Source organism: Nonomuraea sp. B1E8, from assembly GCF_039871515.1.
In the GTDB taxonomy this organism is placed as follows: Bacteria; Actinomycetota; Actinomycetes; order Streptosporangiales; family Streptosporangiaceae; genus Nonomuraea.
In genome coordinates, this window is sequence record NZ_JBDPLS010000016.1 from 172,224 (window position 1) to 190,650 (window position 18,427).

15 protein-coding genes are annotated in these 18,427 nt (G+C 68.5%); 10 read left to right on the plus strand and 5 right to left on the minus strand.

Features of this window, described 5'->3' with window-relative positions; genetic code table 11:
* The first annotated feature begins 206 nt into the window (after positions 1–206).
* The 8 genes from ABGA98_RS38935 to ABGA98_RS38970 all read left to right on the plus strand — a co-directional run bounded on the left by ABGA98_RS38935 (position 207) and on the right by ABGA98_RS38970 (position 9,707).
* On the plus strand, positions 207–614 hold the full coding sequence (locus tag ABGA98_RS38935) for a hypothetical protein (RefSeq protein WP_347623472.1): 408 nt from the start codon (positions 207–209) through the stop codon (positions 612–614).
* Between the two features lie 1,115 nt (positions 615–1,729).
* Entirely contained in the window at positions 1,730–2,287 is a 558-nt protein-coding gene (locus ABGA98_RS38940; protein ID WP_347623473.1) for a cupin-like domain-containing protein, read from the plus strand.
* A complete protein-coding gene (locus ABGA98_RS38945; protein ID WP_347623474.1) occupies positions 2,284–4,491 on the plus strand; it encodes a beta-ketoacyl synthase N-terminal-like domain-containing protein in 2,208 nt (735 codons plus the stop codon). The genes ABGA98_RS38940 and ABGA98_RS38945 overlap by 4 nt, the downstream gene beginning before the upstream one ends.
* Entirely contained in the window at positions 4,488–5,972 is a 1,485-nt protein-coding gene (locus tag ABGA98_RS38950) for a fatty acid--CoA ligase family protein (RefSeq protein ID WP_347623475.1), read from the plus strand. The genes ABGA98_RS38945 and ABGA98_RS38950 overlap by 4 nt, the downstream gene beginning before the upstream one ends.
* A complete protein-coding gene (locus tag ABGA98_RS38955; protein WP_347623476.1) occupies positions 5,969–7,045 on the plus strand; it encodes a glycosyltransferase family 4 protein in 1,077 nt (358 codons plus the stop codon). The genes ABGA98_RS38950 and ABGA98_RS38955 overlap by 4 nt, the downstream gene beginning before the upstream one ends.
* A complete protein-coding gene (locus ABGA98_RS38960) occupies positions 7,042–7,398 on the plus strand; it encodes a 3-oxoacyl-[acyl-carrier-protein] synthase III C-terminal domain-containing protein (protein WP_347623477.1) in 357 nt (118 codons plus the stop codon). Before ABGA98_RS38955 ends, ABGA98_RS38960 begins: the two co-directional genes overlap by 4 nt.
* A 20-nt stretch (positions 7,399–7,418) precedes the next feature.
* Positions 7,419–8,288: a hypothetical protein gene (locus tag ABGA98_RS38965; RefSeq protein WP_347623478.1), complete on the plus strand. Its 870-nt coding sequence runs from the start codon at positions 7,419–7,421 to the stop codon at positions 8,286–8,288.
* 144 nt (positions 8,289–8,432) lie between these two features.
* A complete protein-coding gene (locus ABGA98_RS38970) occupies positions 8,433–9,707 on the plus strand; it encodes an MATE family efflux transporter (RefSeq protein WP_347623479.1) in 1,275 nt (424 codons plus the stop codon).
* Between the two features lie 23 nt (positions 9,708–9,730).
* On the opposite strand, the gene ABGA98_RS38975 is transcribed toward ABGA98_RS38970, so the two are convergent.
* The 5 genes from ABGA98_RS38975 to ABGA98_RS38995 are packed head-to-tail and all read right to left on the minus strand — an operon-like array spanning position 9,731 to position 15,056.
* Positions 9,731–10,768: an alcohol dehydrogenase catalytic domain-containing protein gene (locus tag ABGA98_RS38975; RefSeq protein WP_347623480.1), complete on the minus strand. Its 1,038-nt coding sequence runs from the start codon at positions 10,766–10,768 to the stop codon at positions 9,731–9,733.
* On the minus strand, positions 10,765–12,609 hold the full coding sequence (locus ABGA98_RS38980) for a hypothetical protein (RefSeq protein ID WP_347623481.1): 1,845 nt from the start codon (positions 12,607–12,609) through the stop codon (positions 10,765–10,767). Before ABGA98_RS38980 ends, ABGA98_RS38975 begins: the two co-directional genes overlap by 4 nt.
* Before the next feature lie 6 nt (positions 12,610–12,615).
* Positions 12,616–13,791: a DegT/DnrJ/EryC1/StrS family aminotransferase gene (locus ABGA98_RS38985; RefSeq protein ID WP_347623482.1), complete on the minus strand. Its 1,176-nt coding sequence runs from the start codon at positions 13,789–13,791 to the stop codon at positions 12,616–12,618.
* A complete protein-coding gene (locus ABGA98_RS38990; RefSeq protein WP_347623483.1) occupies positions 13,778–14,776 on the minus strand; it encodes an NAD-dependent epimerase/dehydratase family protein in 999 nt (332 codons plus the stop codon). Before ABGA98_RS38990 ends, ABGA98_RS38985 begins: the two co-directional genes overlap by 14 nt.
* On the minus strand, positions 14,769–15,056 hold the full coding sequence (locus tag ABGA98_RS38995) for a hypothetical protein (protein WP_347623484.1): 288 nt from the start codon (positions 15,054–15,056) through the stop codon (positions 14,769–14,771). Before ABGA98_RS38995 ends, ABGA98_RS38990 begins: the two co-directional genes overlap by 8 nt.
* 122 nt (positions 15,057–15,178) lie before the next feature.
* Here ABGA98_RS38995 and ABGA98_RS39000 point away from each other — a divergent pair, with 122 nt between their 5' ends.
* Together ABGA98_RS39000 and ABGA98_RS39005 are read left to right on the plus strand one after the other, a co-directional pair.
* A complete protein-coding gene (locus ABGA98_RS39000; RefSeq protein ID WP_347623485.1) occupies positions 15,179–15,895 on the plus strand; it encodes a tyrosine-type recombinase/integrase in 717 nt (238 codons plus the stop codon).
* A gap of 749 nt (positions 15,896–16,644) precedes the next feature.
* Entirely contained in the window at positions 16,645–18,051 is a 1,407-nt protein-coding gene (locus ABGA98_RS39005; RefSeq protein WP_347623486.1) for a hypothetical protein, read from the plus strand.
* Positions 18,052–18,427: the final 376 nt, after the last annotated feature.

Genomic DNA, 18,427 nt, shown 5'->3' on the forward strand with positions numbered 1-18,427 from the left:
GCTGCGTGGTCTGCGCCGCGGTGAGCCGGCCGGACTGCGCTGGACGGACGTAGACCTGCAGGCCGCGGAGCGGACGGTGACGCAGCAGCGGGTGCACGCCGACGGCCGGGTCGTGGCCGGGCCACCGAAGAGCGCCGCCAGCTGCCGGGTGGTACCCCTGGGCGCGCAGACTTGCCTCGGGACAACCGCCAGTCCGGCTGCACGACATGCGCCATGGTGCCGCCACCCTGGCGCTGGCCGCGCACACCGACCTGAAGGTGGTACAGGCCATGCTCGGGCACGCCAGCATCGTGCTCACCGCCGACACTTACCGTTCGGGGCTGCGGCCATCTCGATCGCGTAGCCAGGCGGTGAAGGTCCTGCCGAGGCTTGGGCTCGGGAGCGACGGTGAACGACTCACAGAGCGCGCGGGCGCGCTGGCGCAGGCGGAAATGCTCGGCGATGAGTTGTCGCGACTCACTGCCGAGCAGCAGGGCACCCACGAGGTCGGAACGGCACAGCGGATCCAGCAGGTTGCGGGCAGTGGCCTGGTCGCACGGAGCCGGTCGGGCGAAGGCGGGTGCCGCGTGCGTCCCGACTGCGGCTCGCCACTCAGTCAACGCTTCCTGCGGTGAGGCGAAGACGCCGGCATGCACGACCCGGTCTCCGGTGCAGCGGTCGATGTCCCAGTAGTACCAGTGCGGGTCTTGCTCACCCCAGGTGAAGGGGGCCAGGAGCGCGTACCGCGAGCCGTACGCGTCAGCCAACAGCAGTGGCTCCCCGGCCGGAGCGGCCCGGAGAACGTCACCCGGCCACCCGGGAGCGATGCCGGCCTTGGCCAAGGCCGCCGTGGTGTCCTTGATGGCTTCTCGAACGGCGAGGTCGGGGTCGCGGCGCAGCATCTGCCCGCTGGACGGCGGGGTCATCGCGGCCAGCCCGTGCAGCATCCGCCAAAGGTCATCCACCTGCCCGCCGGTGCGCGCGCCGACCTGGATCTTGTCGCGGACGAGATCGGCCAGAGTGGCCAGGTACTGGTCCCAGTGGAAACCCATGGTCTCGGTCTGAGTACGTGTCCACAACTCCTCGCCGACCAGGTCGACGACGGCGTTCTCCAACCGCAGAGGCGAGTGGGCGGGCAGGTCGACGAGGCGCTCGATGATCGCATTCTGAGAGTCCGGCCACCATTGATCCCCAGCGGTCCCCAGCAGCGACTCAAGCAGCCCGGAACGAGAATCGGGTGCGGGCTGACGGGCGGCGAGTTGCAGCGCGCGCCGAGCAGGATGACCGCTGACCCCCCGCGTGGGGCTTGCCTTCGCTTTGCGCTTCTTCGCCCACGACACCGGATCCTACGGGTGTTCACGATCCAGGAGGGCTCGTTCGCGCCGCGCCACCACAGGCGGCAGCAGCGGCGCGATCACATCCCATTCCTCATCGGTCGGCTCAAAACGCCTGCCCATGCCACGACAACAAACCCGATCGAAAGTCAGATCAACCCTCGGTCCAAGAACACGCCCTAGAGCGGCGGCCACCGGCACGCAGGTTCGTGACGCGGTGTGGCGGGAGTTGGTCGTGCGGGCTCGCCGGACGGGCCGGCGTGGCGGGTCGCCGGCGTCGGGATGGCGATGCCCGGGCTGCGCCGTCAGTGGCTGCCGGTCGCCGCACTCGCCAAGACCTCAGTCGGCGTCGGCCGGCCGCAGACCGGTGAACAACATGCCGGGTGCGTTGGTACGCGAGGCAGCGCAACTTCCAGATGATCTGCGCGGACGACGCGTTCGCAGAACTGAAGGGCGACTGGGCGGCACCTTCCTGGCTGCCGTCGGACGACTATGTATTCCCGGCCATCAAGGAGAACGCCGATCCGACGAAGGACAGCTTCCCGGCCAAGGGACTCTTCATCTGCGCGGCCGGCGGGCGGACTCGCCTGCACGTGGACCCATGGGCCAGCGACGCCTGCCTCTGCCAGATCACCGGCGAGAAGCGTTTCGTGCTCTACCCCCCGGCAGCGGGGAAGGCGCTGAGCGACGGCGCGGGCGTCGTCGACCTCGACCGGCCGGACACCGCCCGGTTCCCGCTGTGGAACTCCGTCGAACCCGCGCTGGACGTGACACTTCAGCCGGGCGACGCCATCTTCATCCCCGCCGGCTGGTACCACGCGGCCGTCGCCCTATCCGCCAGCGTCTCCGTGACCTGGAATTTCGTACACGCGGTGAACGCCGACCGGTTCGCGAAGTATCTGGACTCCGGCGGTTCGGCGGATCCAACCGTCAAGTACTTCCGCAGACAGCATCGTTCAGAGGGGTACGCATGACGCCGGGTCCAGAGTCGGAACATGTCGAAAGCCCCTTGGACATCGCCGTGGTCGGTGTCGGCGGCTACTACCCCGGCTCGACCGACATGGCCGGCCTGTGGGAGACGCTGCGCACGGGCGCCGATCGCGTGGTCGAGATACCTGAGGAACGATGGGACTGGCGCACCCACCATGACGAGCGCCGCGGGTGTGACCAGAAAAGCTATGGCAAGTGGGGTGCTTTCCTGGACGATGTCGCGGGGTTCGACGCCGCGTTCTTCGACGTCCTGCCGAGCGATGCCGAGATCATGGACCCGCAGGAACGCCTCTTCCTCGAGGTGGTCTGGAGCCTGCTCGAGGAGACCGGCTACCTGGGGACGGCCTCCCACGAGAGATCGACCGGGGTGTTCGTCGGCCTCATGTACGAGACGTACGGCCGGATCGCTGCCACGGGCTGGAACACAGGGCAGTTGACCAGCGCCGATTCAACAGCGTGGCGACTGGCCAACATGGTCTCGTACCACTGCGACTTCCAGGGGCCGAGTTACGCGGTCGGCTCCGCCTGCTCCTCCTCGCTCACCGCCGTGCACCTGGCCTGTCAGAGCATCCGCAACGGTGAATGCCGGATGGCCATCGCGGGCGGGGCCAACCTCATCCTGCATCCCGCTCACCTGGCCGGACTGGCCTCCAGGAGCATGCTCTCACCCGAGGGGCGGTGCCGGGCGTTCGACGCAGGGGCCAACGGCTTCGTGCCCGGCGAAGGAGTGGGCGCCGTTCTCCTGAAGCCACTCGCGGACGCCGAGGCCGACAACGACGAGATATGGGGCGTGATCAAGGCGAGTTTCGTCAACTCCGCGGGCCGCCGCTCCGGTTTCACCGTCCCGAACCCCACGGCACAGGCCGATCTCATCACCGAGGCGATACGCCGGGCGGGGATGGCGCCGCAGTCCATCGGCTACATCGAAGCGCACGGCACGGGCACCAAGCTGGGTGACCCCCTCGAAACGGCAGGGCTCAACGCCGCGCTCACTCCTCGCGCCGACGGCACGGAGAACGGCACCGCAGGACGCCTGCGATGCGCCGTCGGCTCGGTGAAGGCGAACATCGGGCACCTCGAAGGCGCCGCGGGAATCGCCGGCCTCACCAAACTCCTGCTTCAGCTCCGGCACCGTCAGATCGCCCCCTGCGTCCATCTCGACAAGGTCAACCCGATGATCGACACCGAATCGGGTCGTTTCTACTTCCCCACTGAGCTGACCGAGTGGATCAGCGAGCCGGGCACACCCCGGCGCGGGGGTGTCAGCTCGTTCGGGTCCGGCGGAGCCGGCGCCCACGTCATCGTCGAGGAGTACCTGGACGAACGCCCCCGCTCCGGAGCGACCGCGGACGCCGACGGCAAGGAGGACGTGTTTCTGCTCTCGGCCCGGACCCTCCCGCAACTGCGCATCATCGCCGAGCGCACCGCGGAGCTGCTGGCCCGCGCCGACGCGCCCGGACTACGCGCGCTCACGTACATGGCCGCGCTGCGCCGCAAGGAGATGCCGGTGCGCCTGGCGGTGCTGGCGAGGAGCACCGAGGAGGTGCTGGCCGGGCTGCGTTCCTTCGTGCGCGGCGACGACGTGCCCCGGGTCTGCCACGGCACAGCCGTGCCGCACCATGCCGACGGCGGGAATGCCGAGCCGGTCGTCGCCCAGACCCGCGAGTACCGGGAGCTGGCGCACCTGGCGCGGCTGTGGACGCAGGGCTCGGTCGTCGGCTGGAGCCCCCTGTGGCCAGGCCCGCGACCCTTCCCGGTGACGCTGCCGCGCTATCCCTTCGAGAAGAAGCGGTACTGGCTCCCGTTCGCGCAGGACCCGGACCCGGTACCGTCGCCGTCCGTGACGGTGGCATCGGGCGCCGCTCCGTCCTACCGCGCGCCGACGGAGGAACCGGCCCCGTCACGGCTCGCGATCGAGCGTGAACTGCGCGGCCTCGCCACCCGCTTCCTCCGGGTCCCGGAGCGGGAGATCGATGTCGACGTGGACCTGGTCACGCTCGGCTTCGACTCGATCTCCCTGGTCCAGCTCGTCGGCGACCTGCTGGACACGTACGAGATCGACCTCGACGAGGCCGTGGACGCCGTCCTGTCCGACCATCTGTCGCTGGCGGGCCTGGCCGACCACGTCGAGCGGGCGACGGCCGCCGGACACGTTCCGGCGACGACGCCGGAGCTGGGTGAACGGTGACGGACCAGGCCATGCGGGAGGTCGCCGCGCTGCTGGGCCGGGAGGACGCACGGGCCGCGGAGCGCCCTGTGTTCGGTGAGCTGACCGCGGAGGGGACAGCGACGACGTCGGGCGCCGAGCTGCGGGCCGAGGTCATGCGGGTGGCGCGTCACGCGGAGCGCCTGCGGCCGGCCGTGATCGCCGTACTGGACGGCAGCCGCAGCAGCATCGCCGTACTGCTCGGCCTCCTCGCGGCGGCGGTCGACGTCGTCGTGGTCGAGGCGGGCAATTCGCATTTGCGCGACGAGCGGTCGGTGATCTGGTCCGCCGGTGCGGGGACCCTGATCAGACCGGAGTCGTCGGCGGTGCCCGCGCCGACGGGTCCGACGGAGCTGACCTATGACGACCTGCTCGCACCCGGCCCCGAGACGTCGCGGACCCCGCCCGCTGGATCCGGCTCGGCGAGCCCCGACCTCCTGCTGCTGACCTCCGGTTCGACGTCCGAGCCGCGGCTCGCGCGGCAGCCGATGCGGGCCGCGGTCAGGGGAGGCGAGCTGTACCGGAGCATCCATGCGTACGGCCCGGCGGACCGGATCCTGCTGCCCATCCCTGTAGCGCACTCGTTCGGGCTCATCGGGGGTCTCTTCGCCGGGCTGAGAGCCGGCGCTCAAGTCCTGACCATGCCGAAGTTCTCGGTCGGCCGGCTCGTGCGAGCTCTGGCCGACGGTGCGTCCGTGGTGCTCGGCACGCCTCTGCTGTACTCGATGCTGGTCCGCGCCTGGGGAACCGAGGCGCACGCGCCGGGGCTGCGGCTCCTGCTGTCGTCGGGCGGCCCACTGCCGCAAGAGACGGCAGATGCCGTGCGGCGGCTGTGCGGAGTGCCGGTGTACCAGGTCTACGGAAGCACCGAGACCGGGCTCGTCGCCTGCCAGGACGGCAGCAGAGAGACCTGGCAGCCGAGATCGGTGGGGGTGTTCGCGCCGGGCGTGCAATGGGAGTTGCTGCCGGACCCCCCCGGGGAGGAATCCGGCGGATCCGGTCATCGGCTCGCGGTCCGAACCTCGACGATGTTCACCGGATACTCCGACGGGGGCCCGGGACCCGGCCCCGGTCTCTACGAAACCGGCGACCTGGTGCGTATCTCGGACACGTCCGAGGTATTCCTGCTGGGCCGCAAGCAGACCTTCATCAACGTGGGCGGCAAGAAGGTCAACCCGCAGCGGGTCGCGCGCCTTGTCCGCGACCACCCCGACGTGGCCGACGTGCACGTCTTCGGCGTCGAGGAGCGTGGCGAGCAGACGGTCCACGCCGCCGTCGTGGCCGGGCCCCGGGGCGGTGCCGGACTGGCCGGCGAGGTGATCGCACTGTGCCGCGAGCGGCTTGCCGCCCACGAGGTGCCCCACCACGTTCATCTCCTGCGGGCTCTCCCCCGCTCCGCGCTGGGAAAGGTCGACATCTCCGCTCTTCGGGCCGCCGTCGGTGTGAAGGAGGACGAAGCATGAGCCGGGTCCTCACCGTCTTCGGCGGCTACGCGAACAGTGAGACCACCGGTGGCCTGCGGATGGCGTGGCGCACCGCCGCCGCGCTCGTCCGGCGCGGGCACGAGGTGGCGGTTCTCACCGATTCCGCGCGCCCGCCCGGACCGTCCGACGATCTGCCGGTCCGGTTCCGGACCCGAGAGCAGCTCGGCGTGAGCCCGGACTGGCGGCGTCCCGATGTGGTGCACGTGTACGACCTCGCGTCGGCGGAATACGCCGCCCTCGGGTACGAGCTGGCCCGCGAGAGCGGGGCGGAGTTCTTGCTGACACCCGCCTCCGCCCCCGGTACCTGGCCGGATCACCGGCTGGGGCGCCGCTTGTGCGGTGCGGCCCGTGCCGTGTTCACTCTGACCCCGTCGGAGGCGGCGCTCCTGGCCGACTTCAGCGTGCCCGCCTCGCGTATCCGCCACATCCCGCAGGCACCGGATCTGATCGGGGCCGGTGACGGCGCGGCGTTCCGGGACCGGCATTCGGTGACCGGGCCGCTGGTGCTGTTCCTGGGGCGCAGGGTTCCGTCAAAGGGGTATCACCTCCTGCTCGAAGCAGCCCCATTGATCTGGCGAGTACTTCCGGAGACGGTTCTCGCGTTCGGTGGGCCGTCGGGCGGGAGGGCGGACCAAAGCGTCTTCGCCCGCCACCGGGACGAGCGGATCCTCGACCTCGGCCTGCTCGACGAGAGCGGCAAACACGACGCGCTGGCCGCCTGCGACCTGCTCTGCCTGCCCTCCTGCGCAGATGTCTTCCCGCTGGTGTTCGCGGAGGCATGGTCCTGCGGCAAGCCGGTGGTGTCCGGGCGATTCGCCGGGGTGGAGGACGTGGTGCGAGCCGACGTCGACGGGCTGGTGTGCGATCTGACAGCCGGCGATGTCGCGGCCGCGGTCCTGCGGTTGCTGCACAGCGAGGACCTGCGTACGAACCTCGGTGCGGCCGGACTGACCCGGATACGGGACGGAATGAACTGGCCGCACGTGGCAGCCGTGGTCGAAAACGCGTTTCCCGGGTCCCGCGACGGCCGGGCACAGCGAGGCGAACGGTGACATCCCTCGAAGCCGTCGCGGTCCATCTGCCCCGGCACAGCGAACCGGTCGCCGGACGCTTGCGTGCGTTCGGACACAGCGACCAGGAAATCAAGCAATACCGTCTGTACTACGGGTTCTCCGAGATCCGGGTGGATCACGACCGGAGCATGGCCGAGCAACTCATCGCCGCGAAGAACCTGGACCGCCTCTACCTGGACAACCTCTCCAAGGTCGGGCACTGCTTCGGCGCCGACGCCTTCATCAACTACTGCTCGGCCCGCGCGGACGGCAGGCTCACGCCCGGCGACCGCTACCTGATGACCGCGGTCGGCCTGGGCGCCACCTTCTCGGCCATGGTCTTCGAGCACTGAACCGGAAGGAAGGCCACGCGGTGTACATCGGACCGAAGCCGGACGGCATCGGGGCGGACCTGCGCCTTGCCCACATCGACCACTGCGCCTTCGACGGGCTGAGCGCCTTCAACGATCTGGACCGCACCTATTTCGGTCATCTGTGGGAGTTGTTCGGGCTCCCGTGGGAGGACGCGTACCTCGCGGGTCGCCGGACCACCTTCCACGACATGACCGGGCCGATGCTCGGCCGGCTCGGGCCGCTTGCCGAAGGGTTCGACGCGGCGGTGCTCGCCAGCTCCACTCCTGACGCGGAGCCCGGCTTTCCCATGCCGTTCCTGGAGCATGCGCTCGACGGCATCGACACGGTGTTCGCGATCTCCGACCAAGGCGCCGCAGGCGCGTTCACCGCGCTCCGGCTCACCGCGACCACCCTGCCCGGGGGTTCCCACGGACGTGCGCTCGTCCTCGTCATGGACCAGGCGACCGTATGGCAGGGGCCGCCGATCCCCGAGGACATCCGTCCCACCCGCGACATGGCCGTGGCGCTCGTCCTCGACCGCGACGGCGCACTCGGCGCCCCCACGGTCCGTCAGCACGCCGGGGTGTCGACCTCCGACATCGTCACCCTGCTGCGGGCTGAGGTGGAGGAAGCCGGGGCGTTCACCGCGATCTGCCGACCGGCCTTCGCCCCGTACTGGGCGAAGGCCGGTGTCAGCGCCGACGTTCTGCCCGTCCCTGCCGGACTGCCGTGCACCGGGCTGTGGGTCACGCTCTCGGAGCACTGCGCCCACCTCCCGGAGACGTCGGACCGGAAGATCGTCCTGGCCGACTACGACCCTCACCTCGGATACCTGAGCCTGTGCCGGCTCGACACGGCAGCGGCCTCAATCAGGCGCTTCCCATGGTGATTCCTCGGTGAATCTTGCTAGCGTCCCGTGAGTCCTCTTTACACCCAGCCGTCGCGCTCCCCGGAGGCCCGTATGTCGTCCCTGACCACGCAGGAGCGAAGGGGCGTGTGGCGCACCATTTCGGGCCTCGCAGTCCCGCTCCTCGTGGCTGAGTCCCTCAATTTCGCCGTCCAGCTCGGCATCGTGGCCATCCTGGGGCGTATGGGGGGCGACGTCATCTATATTCGCTCCCTGTATCAGCCGGTCAGCCTCGTCATCCTCGCCGTGAGCGTGGGCTTTGCGGTCGCCAACCAGGTGGCCGCCGCGATCGGCAAGGGGGCCGGGCGTCCGCGGGACGTTATGGCGAACGCCGCCAGCCTGGCCAGGGTCTGGCTCGGGCTCGGCGCTGCCCTGTTTCTGGTTCTCATGATCGCTGCTCCCCTGCTGGCCGGGTTCTTCCAGGTGGACGCCGAGCAGCGGGACGCGTTCGTCTCCTTCCTGCGCTGGACCAGCGCCGCCGGGCTGCTGACCATCGGGCCGGAACTCTGCGCGTCGAGCCTGCGCGGCTACGGGTATGTGCGGCACGCTACCCTGCTGGTCGTCTTCACTGCGGGCGTACGGATCGGCCTCGTGGCCGGTCTCGGGCTCGGCACCGACGTCGGGATCGCGGCGGTCCCGATAGCCGAGGCGACGGCGGGTGTGGCCGGCCTGGCCATGGGGTTGGTCCTGCTGCGCCGCACCGAACTGTGGCATCCGCCGGCCGCCCTGGTCTGGCGGCGCGAAGTCCTCACCGACCTGCGCCGCATCGGCGTGCCCATCGCGATGTCGTTCTTCGTGATCTCCGCGTACAACCTCGCGGTCATCGGCGTCCTCGGGAACTACGGGCCGGACGCCGTGGCCGGTTTCACGGTCGTGTCCACCATGCAGAACCTTGTGCTGCTGCCGGGAATGGTCCTCGGCACGGCCACCGCGATCACCATCAACCAGCAGCGCGGGTCGGGCGACTGGCCGCGCATACGTGCGTCGATGCGCGGCGGCATCGAGGTCACCGTCATTGCCTACGTGGTGATCGCGTTGCTGGTGTGGTCGGTGCACGAGCAACTGGCACGGCTGATCAGCGGTGACGCCGGGGTGGCCGTGGCCGCCGGCAGCTACCTGGGCGCCGTGGCGCTCACCTACGCCGTCCAGGGCCCGGTACTCATGTCGCTGACCGTCATGGAGGAAACCGGCGGCGGCCTCCGGGCGATCGTGCTCAACGCCATCTACTTCGGCCTGATCGTCGCGGTCAGCACCGCCGCGACCCACGCCACCGGCACGGTGGACAGCTTCTACGCCTCGGTGGCCTACTGCAACCTGATCGGTGTGAGCGTGCCGGTCGTCGCCCTACGGCACATTCGGAAACTGTCAGCCGAGGAAAGCGCACGGACGGCTGCCACGTGATCCGAGGTTGGAGCTCGCCAGGGTCATACTTCGGACGGAGCGAGGACGACCTTGAAGGCTTCGCGGCGGTCGAACAGGTCGTAGGCGTCGGCGGCCGCGGACAGCGGCAGCCGGTGACTGATCAGCTCGGACGGGTCCAGGCGCTTGTGGCGCAGCAGCGCGAGCACCGGCTCGCGGACGTCGATGGGGTCGCCTACGACGAAGCGCACCGTCAGCTCCCGGGCGAAGGCGGTGCCCGCGGGGAAAGAGGCGTCGGCATGGTGCACGCCGACCGCGGCGATGGTGGCCCGGGGGGCCGCGGCCCCGACGGCGGTGGACAGGGCAGCCGGTGTCCCCACGGCCTCGATCACGGCATGCGCTCCCCAGCCTCCGGTCAACTCGGCCGTCATATGGGCGAGTTGCGTGGGGGCGACGATCCGTCCGGGACCGGTGAAGCCTACGCGCCGCCCGGCGTCGCTGTCGGCCAGGACGACTTCGGCGGCCCCGGCGAGCCGGGCGCAGGCCGCCGCGAGGACGCCGACCGGTCCCGCCCCGACCACCGCCACGACGTCGCCCGGTCGCACCCGCGCGCCCATCACCGCCGCGTACGCCGTGCTCAGGACGTCTCCGACGAACAGTGCCTGCTCGTCGGATACACCGTCAGGCGTGGCGCACAGAACAACGTCCGCGAACGGGACGCGGACGTATTCGGCCTGGCCGCCCGCGATCGCGGGACCCACCAGGGTGGAGGAACCGAACAGGCCGACCGACACGCATTGGTAGTGCATGCCGTGCGCGCAGGACGCACACGAGCCGCAGGCGACTATGTCGGAGGCGAACACCCGCTGTCCGGGCGCGAACGGTACTAGTGGGCCCGCCTCGGCGACCGTGCCGGCGAACTCGTGCCCGAGCACCGTGCCGGACTCGAACGAGGGTGTCTCGCCCCGGTAGGGGTGCAGGTCGGTGCCGCACACAGCCGTGCGGTGCACTTTGACGATCGCGTCCCGGGGCCCGGCGAGCCGGGGTTGTGGCAGCTCTTCGACTGCGACCTTCCCGGGCCCGTGGTAGACGACTGCCTTCATGACGCGGACTCCCTTGGGTGGCCCGGGAGCCGTCGGCCCAGGACCGTCCATTCCTTGGCTCCCAGCGAGACGGCGTAGCGTGTGTCGGCGGTCGACAGCTGCGCCGAGATGGGGTGTTCACCGTGGTTGACGACGACGAGCCCGCCGTCGCGGCCGCTCACGATCTCCAGGTCGGGCTCCTCGCAGCGCACCGCGGGCCGCACGTGGGCGATCTCGGCGATGCGTGCGTAGAAGAGGTGCCATCCGCTCGACGTCAGCAGTCCGGGTGCGCCGAACTGGCACTCCAGCGGTGCGTTGGTGAACAGCACGCGGCCCCGGCCGACGGCCTGCTCGACGAGAGCGGGCGACCCGTCAGGGTAACTCGCGAGGACCCGGCCGGTGGTGGCGACCATAGTGGTGGGTTTCATCGCCGCGGGATCCCATCGAAGCGGCCATCGCGCGTCGTCCCAGCACAGCGCGCTCTTACCGTCGTCCCCGAGCCGGAAGTCGACGATCTCGACCCCGACGAGGTCGCCTCCGGGCAGCCCGTGCAGATGGTCGCCGAGGGAGAGGTAGACGGTGGCGCCGCGCTCGGCGTGGGCCCGCAGCGCGTCGAGGTCGTCGAGGGTGAGCCGGTCCGCGGCCGGGCACATGACGAGGTCGTGCCGGTGGTGGTCGAGTCCTGCGGAGGTGACCACGTCGGCGTGCACGTGGGCCCGCTTGAGCAGGAGATAGGAGTGGAAGGCGGCGACCGCGCTGCCCGCACCGTCCAGGTACGACGTGCCCTGGCCGCGCAGACGGTGCGGCAGCATGAGGGCGGCGGAGGCGGGCGCACGCGCGGCCGTGAGAACGGTGGCGTGGTGAAGGACCTGCCGGTAGGCGCCCATGGTGGGTTTCGGGGTGCCCTCCAGGGTGTGCAGCCCGACATATCGCTCGGCCGGGCGTTCCCGGTACGGCTCCGCCGCCGACGCGATGTCCTGCCAGCACCAGACGAAGACTCCGGCGGCGCCGTTGGCGAGGACCGACGCGGTGGCCGCCGAGAGGAAGGACGCGGCGGTGCCGGTGTGCACGCCGTAGCTGCCCAGTTCGTCGATGAGCACCGGGCCGTAGGCCGAGCCGACGGCGGCCAGGAACGACGGCAGGTTCGTCGCCTTGTACGACAGAGTCGACTCGATCCCGCCGGGGGCCCACGGCGGGAACCCGTGCAGGGCAATCAGATCGAGCTCCCGCTGGTTGTCGCAGCCGTACGGGCCGCCGCCGAACACGGCCGACGGGTCGTTGGCCTGCATGACGAGTGCGCCGGGCGCCTCCGCGCGAAGGGCGTCGGCGAGCCGCCGGTACCAGCCGGCTACCTCCTCCTTGGTCAGGGAGAGCGCTTCGGCCTCGTCGATGTTCCACAACTCGTCGCCGAGGTCGTAGGCGAGAACATTGCCGTGGGCGTGCGCGGTCTTGGCCACGGCTCGCGCGTACGCCTCCTCGGCGGCGAGCAGGTCCGGATCGCGCCACACACTGCGCCCCCGCCGCCAGGGCAGGTCGAGGCGCTGGCCGTTCATCCATATGGTGAGAAGCGACAGAACGCAGGACAGACCCGCCTCTCCGGCCGCGCGGACGGCGGTGTCCAGACGGTTGAGCATCTCGGAGTCCACCGCGTGTTCCGTGGGCATGAAGTCGCGCCAGAACAGGAAGAGCCGCACCGAGTTCAGACCCACTTCGGCCATGCGCCCGAAGTCGGCCCGAAGGGCGTCCTCGTCCCAGTCCACCCACCACCGGCAGCCGGCGGCCGAGGGGTGATGGTCCACACCGAGCGCCACGAAGGAAAGCCCGGCGCGGTGAAGGCGGCGGTCGGTCGTGGTGATCTCCACCCTGGCTCACTCCCCCGCGAGAACGTCGGCCAACTGGTCCACGACGTACGCCACGTCGTCGTCGCCGAGACGGGCGTGCAGCGGCAGCGACAGCAGCCTGCGTGCGACCGACTCGGTACGTACGAGCCGTTCGCGCGGGATGGCGTCGGTACGCAGGCCGTCCGGGTCGTCCTGGTAGTACGTCATCAGATGCGTCGGCGGATAGTGCACGGACGTGGATACTCCCCCCGCGCGCAGCCGCCGCCTGATCCGTTCCCGGTCGCTGCCCTCGGGCAGGAGTACGGGCAGCAGATGGTGGGCCGAGGCGCCCTGGTGCCCGGCGAATGGCACGTCCAGCCCGCTGATCCCGGCCAGACCGCCGTGGTACAGGGAGACCAGGTCGCTGCGGCGGGACCGGTCGCCGGCGAGTCTGCCGAGCTGTACCGAGCCCAGGGCGGCGGCCATCTCGGTGGGCCGGTAGTTGAGGCCGACACCGGTGACGTCGTATCCGGCGGAACCGCTCGCCGTACGGCTTCGGGAGGAGCCGTCGATGCAGTGCGAGCGCAACGACCGTACGCGGGCCAGCAGTTCGGTGTCCCGGGCGAGGATCATGCCGCCCTCGCCGGTGGTCAGATTCTTGGTGGCGAAAAAGCTGAAGCAGCCGATGTCGCCGACCGTGCCGAGTACGCCGTCGGGCGTGGAGACGACCGGACTGTGCGCGGCATCCTCGACGAGGTGGAGCCCGTGCCGGTCGGCGAGGGCCCTGACCTGTGCGACGGAGGCCGGGTATCCCCCGTAGTGCATGACCACGATGGCCCTGGTGCGCTCGGTGATCAGCCGCTCGATGTCGGCGGGGTCCACCGTGAGGTCCCGTGCGCCGTGGATGTCGGCCAGAACCGGTACGACTCCGTGCAGGGCGCAGCACGCCGCTCCCGCCACGAAGGTCAGCGACGGCATGATGACCTCGTCCCCCGGCCGCAGGCCGAGCGCGAGCACCGCCAGGTGCAGCGCCGCGGTGCCGCTGCTGACGAAGACCGCGTCCTGCGCCCCGGTAGCGGCCGCGAACTCCTCCTCGAAGACGCGGGTCCGCCGGTCAGCGGAGAGCCAACCGGAGGTGAGGACGTCCGTCACGGCGTCGATCTCGGGCCGGCCGATCGTGTTGTCGGCGAAGGCGATCTCGCGCCGCGTCTCACTGACTGCCATGCAGGACTCCTTCGGCCGACGGGCCGCGACGCTCCCCCTTGTACCAGTCGAGCATTTGTCGCAGGCCACTCTCCAGGGGCACGGGAGTGCGCCCGGGCAGTAGCCGGCGCAGCCTGGACAGGTCCGGCAGGCGGCGGGCCGGCGAGTTGGCGGGGGCGGCGAGGAACTCGAGACGCGGAGAGACCCCGGCGACCTGCAACAGCAGCCGGGCCAGTTCCGCGATCCGGATCTCCTGTGTGTCGTCGCCGATGTTGGCGATCACCGGCCCGGGGTCCGGCAGCCGGGTCAGGGCGACGGTGGCCGCCACCGCGTCGTCGACATGGCAGAAGGCGCGGGCCTGCTCGCCCCCGTAGACCCGGAATGGGTCCTCGCCGTCCAGGACGCGGCCGACGAACTGCGGGATGACGTGGGAGTGGCCCATGCGCGGTCCGTAGACATTGAAGTAGCGCCCGATACGTACGCGCAACCGGTCGGCGCGGTACAGCAGCATGCTCTCGGCGACAGCCTTGCTCAGCGCGTAGCTGGACCGCGGCGCATGCGGCTCGGTCAGCACGAACGGCACTTCCTCGGATGTCGGGAAGGTGGCCGCCCCCAGGTGTGCGGCGCCGTCCGCGAATTCGCTGGTGGAGCTGAGGAACACGGTGTCGGGACGGGTCAGGTCGCACCAATCGAACAGGTGGGTCGCGGCCAGCACATTGGTGCGCAGGACCCGCCCGGGGGCGTCTTGGGTACGCTGGACGCCGACGACGGCGGCCAGGTGGTAGACGGTGTTCACACGTGTCGGGAACGCCTCGGCCGGGATCGGCCGGGTCAGGTCGTGGCGGACGAGCCGGGCACGGCGTTCAAGATCGGCGAGGGTGGCGTCGCGCTGCCCTCGGGAGAAGTCGTCGACCAGGGTGACCTCGGCACCCTCGTCCAGCAGCCTGCGCGCCAGATGAGCGCCGATGAACCCGGCGCCGCCGGTGATGAGTACGTGTTCAGCCACGGCCCAGCCTCATGTACGCGATGTCGGCCGCATCGGCGAGCGGCTCCTGCCAGAGCCCCCACATGTCGAAGACCACCGGGGCCGAGGCCAGCGCTGCCGCGATGTCGTCGCGAACGTATCGCGGGTGGTCGCTCAGGAGCAGCACCACGTCCGCCTTGCGCAGCCCGTCCATCAGGGGGGTGGGGTGCAGCCCCATGGCGGCGATCCGCTCGGGCGCGACGACGAAGTCGTGGCCGAGCAGCCGCGCCACCCGGCCCGCCAACTGGGCCCGCCGCCACAAGCACGATCCGCAGGAACAAGACCATCCTGCAGAACGCCCTGGACTACGCCATAGAGCTGGAGCTACTCACCACCAACCCGATCAAGTCGCTGAAATGGAAGCCGCCCAAAGTCACGTACGAGGTGGACAAGCGCAGCGTGATCAACCACGCACAAGCGCGCCACCTGCTCGCCGAGGTCGGAAAACAGCAGCCGAGCGGGCAGCGACTGGTGGCGTTCTTCGCGGTGATGTACTACACCGCTCTGCGCCCTGAGGAAGCCGTCAACCTCAGAGAGGACAACGTGTTCCTCCCCGACCTCGTCCGAAATGAGGAGACCGGCGAGATGGAAGAACCCGCCAACGATTGGGGAGAACTGCATCTTGTCAACGCCGCGCCGTTCGCCGGCCGGGAATGGACCGACGACGGCAGCCTGCGCGAGGAACGCGCGCTCAAGCACCGCGCCAAGGGCCAGACGCGGACGATCCCGTGCCCGCCCGCCCTTACCAGGCTCCTCCGCGCCCATCTCGCCGAGTTCAACACCGGCCCTGAAGACCGACTCTTCACCGGCGTGCGAGGCGGAGAACTACCGAGCATCACCTACTGCCGAGCCTGGCGCAGAGCCCGCGAGAACGCGCTGACGCCCCGAGAGGCACGCTCACCACTGGCCAAGCGCGTCTACGATCTCCGCCACGCCTGCGTCTCCACCTGGCTCAACGCAGGTGTTCCCGCTACCCAGGTAGCCGAGTGGGCAGGCCACAGCGTCGAAGTCCTGCTCAGGATCTACGCCAAATGCATCGTCGGCCAGGACGAGACCGCCAAGCGAAGAATTGCCGACGCCCTCAAGGACGAGGAGCCCTGACCGGCGCACAGCGGCCTCGTGGGGCAAGCGCTGGGCAGGGACGTCCACAAACGATCAGTTAGAACCGTAGACAGCTAAACATATGTGAAGAGAGCCCTGACCCCCGCCTGCGCAGGTCAGAGACTCTCTTCATGCTGCTGGGGAGTAGCGCGCCTCAGCCTCCCCGATCACAAACTAGCGATGCATGATCCACCAGAACAGCAGGCCGACGAGGCCGCTACCGACGGCATGTGCGGCGCCACGGGTAAGGGCGAAGGCGGCAGTGCGGCGGAACCGCTGGATGGTCCTGGCGCGCCGTCCTGACGTGCGCCTGCGAGGTTTGGCATTGTTCGTGTCCGTCATGGCTGCATGGAATCGAGGATGAGGCAGTTTCGTGAAGGTATAGCGGATGGGTCCGGATCTTTGGCGCTACTCTGCTGGTGAGGGAGGGTCCGGTCCGGTCCGGTCCGGATCCGGAGCGTGAGCTGCGGCGGAGAAGGCGGGGCGTTGTGACATCTTTTCGGCCGCAGAAGTCGACCTCTCAAGTCGTGACGGAGTTGGCTCGTCTGTGGGATCAGGCTGTTCTTCGCAGTCCGGGGGTGAGTCAGAAGAAGCTGGCAAAGGAATCAGGTGTTCCGAAGTCAACGGTGAACGGGTGGGCAACGGGCACCGCAGTACCTCGTGACCTAGATCAGTTAGTCGCGGTCGGCGCCATATTGGCGAGGTGGGCGGAAGAGCCTGTTTGGTCTCACCGGGACTGGGAACGACTGATGATCGCCGATCGCGAAGGCACTTCTGCCAGCCGCCGAGAGCGTGCTGAGCAAGTTGAACAGATGCGAGAAGAAACTCCTGGATCCACTGAAGAACTGCAGTTAGCAGCGCTTACCTGGCGCATGAGATTTTCTAGCGTCGACTTTGTTAACCTGCCTCGGATCGCAATGCTCGCCTCTGGAACGCCAATCGTCAACGCTGCGAGAAGAGTCGGACTCGACACCTCAAAACCATTTCATGGGCAGGGAATGGCTCCTGGACTTTTTGTAGCGGATGTCAGACCACTTTTCGAGACCTGGAATGCGGAAGCAGTGGCGCTTGACGAGCACACCCTAGGTGGGTTGCGGCGTGGCCTGCTGGTGTCCTTTGAAACCTCAATGCGGTGCGCTAATCCACCCGAGCTACCCCCGAAAGCTTTTACAGGCGACCTATCCAAAGATCCCTACCTTTTCTTCCGCGCCGGCGATCGCCGCGTGATCGTAAGGTTCGATCCTCAATGGCTCACTACTACCACCGCAGGCTCCACACTTCACAGCGCCGCCCGACACCCACAGATATACTCTGGACTCGGCCAGATAGTGAGCGTATCAGAGAACCTAATTGAAGTTTCGTCTCTAGTTTTCGGGCAGCCAAAACTCGCAGACCAGGCTCTGGGAGATTACATGGCTTCAGCCAGTTTGCCGATTCCCCGCGACCTTTCTCCCGATGATTTCCGTAATGAGTTCTCCGCTACGGAAGAGGTGTCCTTGTCGGCCAATTACTCCCGCGAGAGAGAGACTATGCAGCGTTTGAATATCGTACTGATTTTCGACGAGGACCTGATAATGCCAGGTGAGATCGACCACACAGTGTTAGGTCAGATAGTGCGGGTTGTACCCGAGTTCCGCCGCGACTTAGGCATAGCGGTGGCAAGCCTGTTCCCTCCGAGGGGCGTCAGTCCAGCCGATCTTTCGGCACACCTCCTAGCCGGGCGACCTTCCCTCTGGAAGACCTTCACAGTGCCCGGTTTGGCGACGCTGATCAAAACCCACAATCTCGCCGTTGCTGTGGTCACCGGCGTAACCCAAACACAAGCCGCTAATCTCGATGAAGCCATACGAGAAGAAGCGTCCGCCTATTGCGGAGCGCTAGAACTCGACCGAACCTTGAGCATGCATCGCAGTCTATTCGCGGAAGATGATCGTTATCACGTGGTTGATAGCGAGCTACGCCTACGGTATAGCGCTTTTAGCAGGGCCGTCGATGAAGCTAACGACGAATCCTTGGACGAGCCCCTGAACAAGTGGCTCGACGAGGGCTTCTTTCGCACGGTGGTGTGGGAAGAGGATAAGACGCGGTCAGCCGCCGAGGGCCGAGAGGCTGCGCTCATCATGGAGGCATGGTTGCGAGACGAGAGAGGAGAGTAACGTGTAACGCAACCCGGTCTGGTCCGTCGCTCTATACGACGCATCATCGTCTCTGTAGTACTGGTGGATAATTCGAGGACGCGGCCAGCAGATGAGTTATATGCGAGCAATGCGTTCTCTCAACTTAATCCGCGTTGCTGCACCCAGTCACATGCCACTCGCCCTCGTCACGATCTTCACACGTCGGCTAGCAATGCAAAGTGGCTGCATGAGGCATATCGATGGAGCGATGGGAGCGCGACATTGAGTCTTTCCGCGTAACGGATCACGACCTTGTGTGATCACATCTTCGGTTAGGTGTGGCGTCCGTGTTCGAGACGGAGGAGGACGAGGGCCGCCCGGGTGATCGCGCCGATTCGCCAGGGGTCGAGGGTGA

Excerpts from the sequence above, each read along its gene's own strand:
- ABGA98_RS39005 (WP_347623486.1), top strand. The coding sequence starts at position 16,645 with ATGATCGCCGATCGCGAAGGCACTTCTGCCAGCCGCCGAGAGCGTGCT.
- ABGA98_RS38935 (WP_347623472.1), top strand. The coding sequence starts at position 207 with ATGCGCCATGGTGCCGCCACCCTGGCGCTGGCCGCGCACACCGACCTG.
- ABGA98_RS38940 (WP_347623473.1), top strand. The coding sequence starts at position 1,730 with ATGATCTGCGCGGACGACGCGTTCGCAGAACTGAAGGGCGACTGGGCG.
- ABGA98_RS38975 (WP_347623480.1), bottom strand. The coding sequence starts at position 10,768 with ATGAAGGCAGTCGTCTACCACGGGCCCGGGAAGGTCGCAGTCGAAGAG.
- ABGA98_RS38945 (WP_347623474.1), top strand. The coding sequence starts at position 2,284 with ATGACGCCGGGTCCAGAGTCGGAACATGTCGAAAGCCCCTTGGACATC.
- ABGA98_RS38955 (WP_347623476.1), top strand. The coding sequence starts at position 5,969 with ATGAGCCGGGTCCTCACCGTCTTCGGCGGCTACGCGAACAGTGAGACC.
- ABGA98_RS38985 (WP_347623482.1), bottom strand. The coding sequence starts at position 13,791 with ATGGCAGTCAGTGAGACGCGGCGCGAGATCGCCTTCGCCGACAACACG.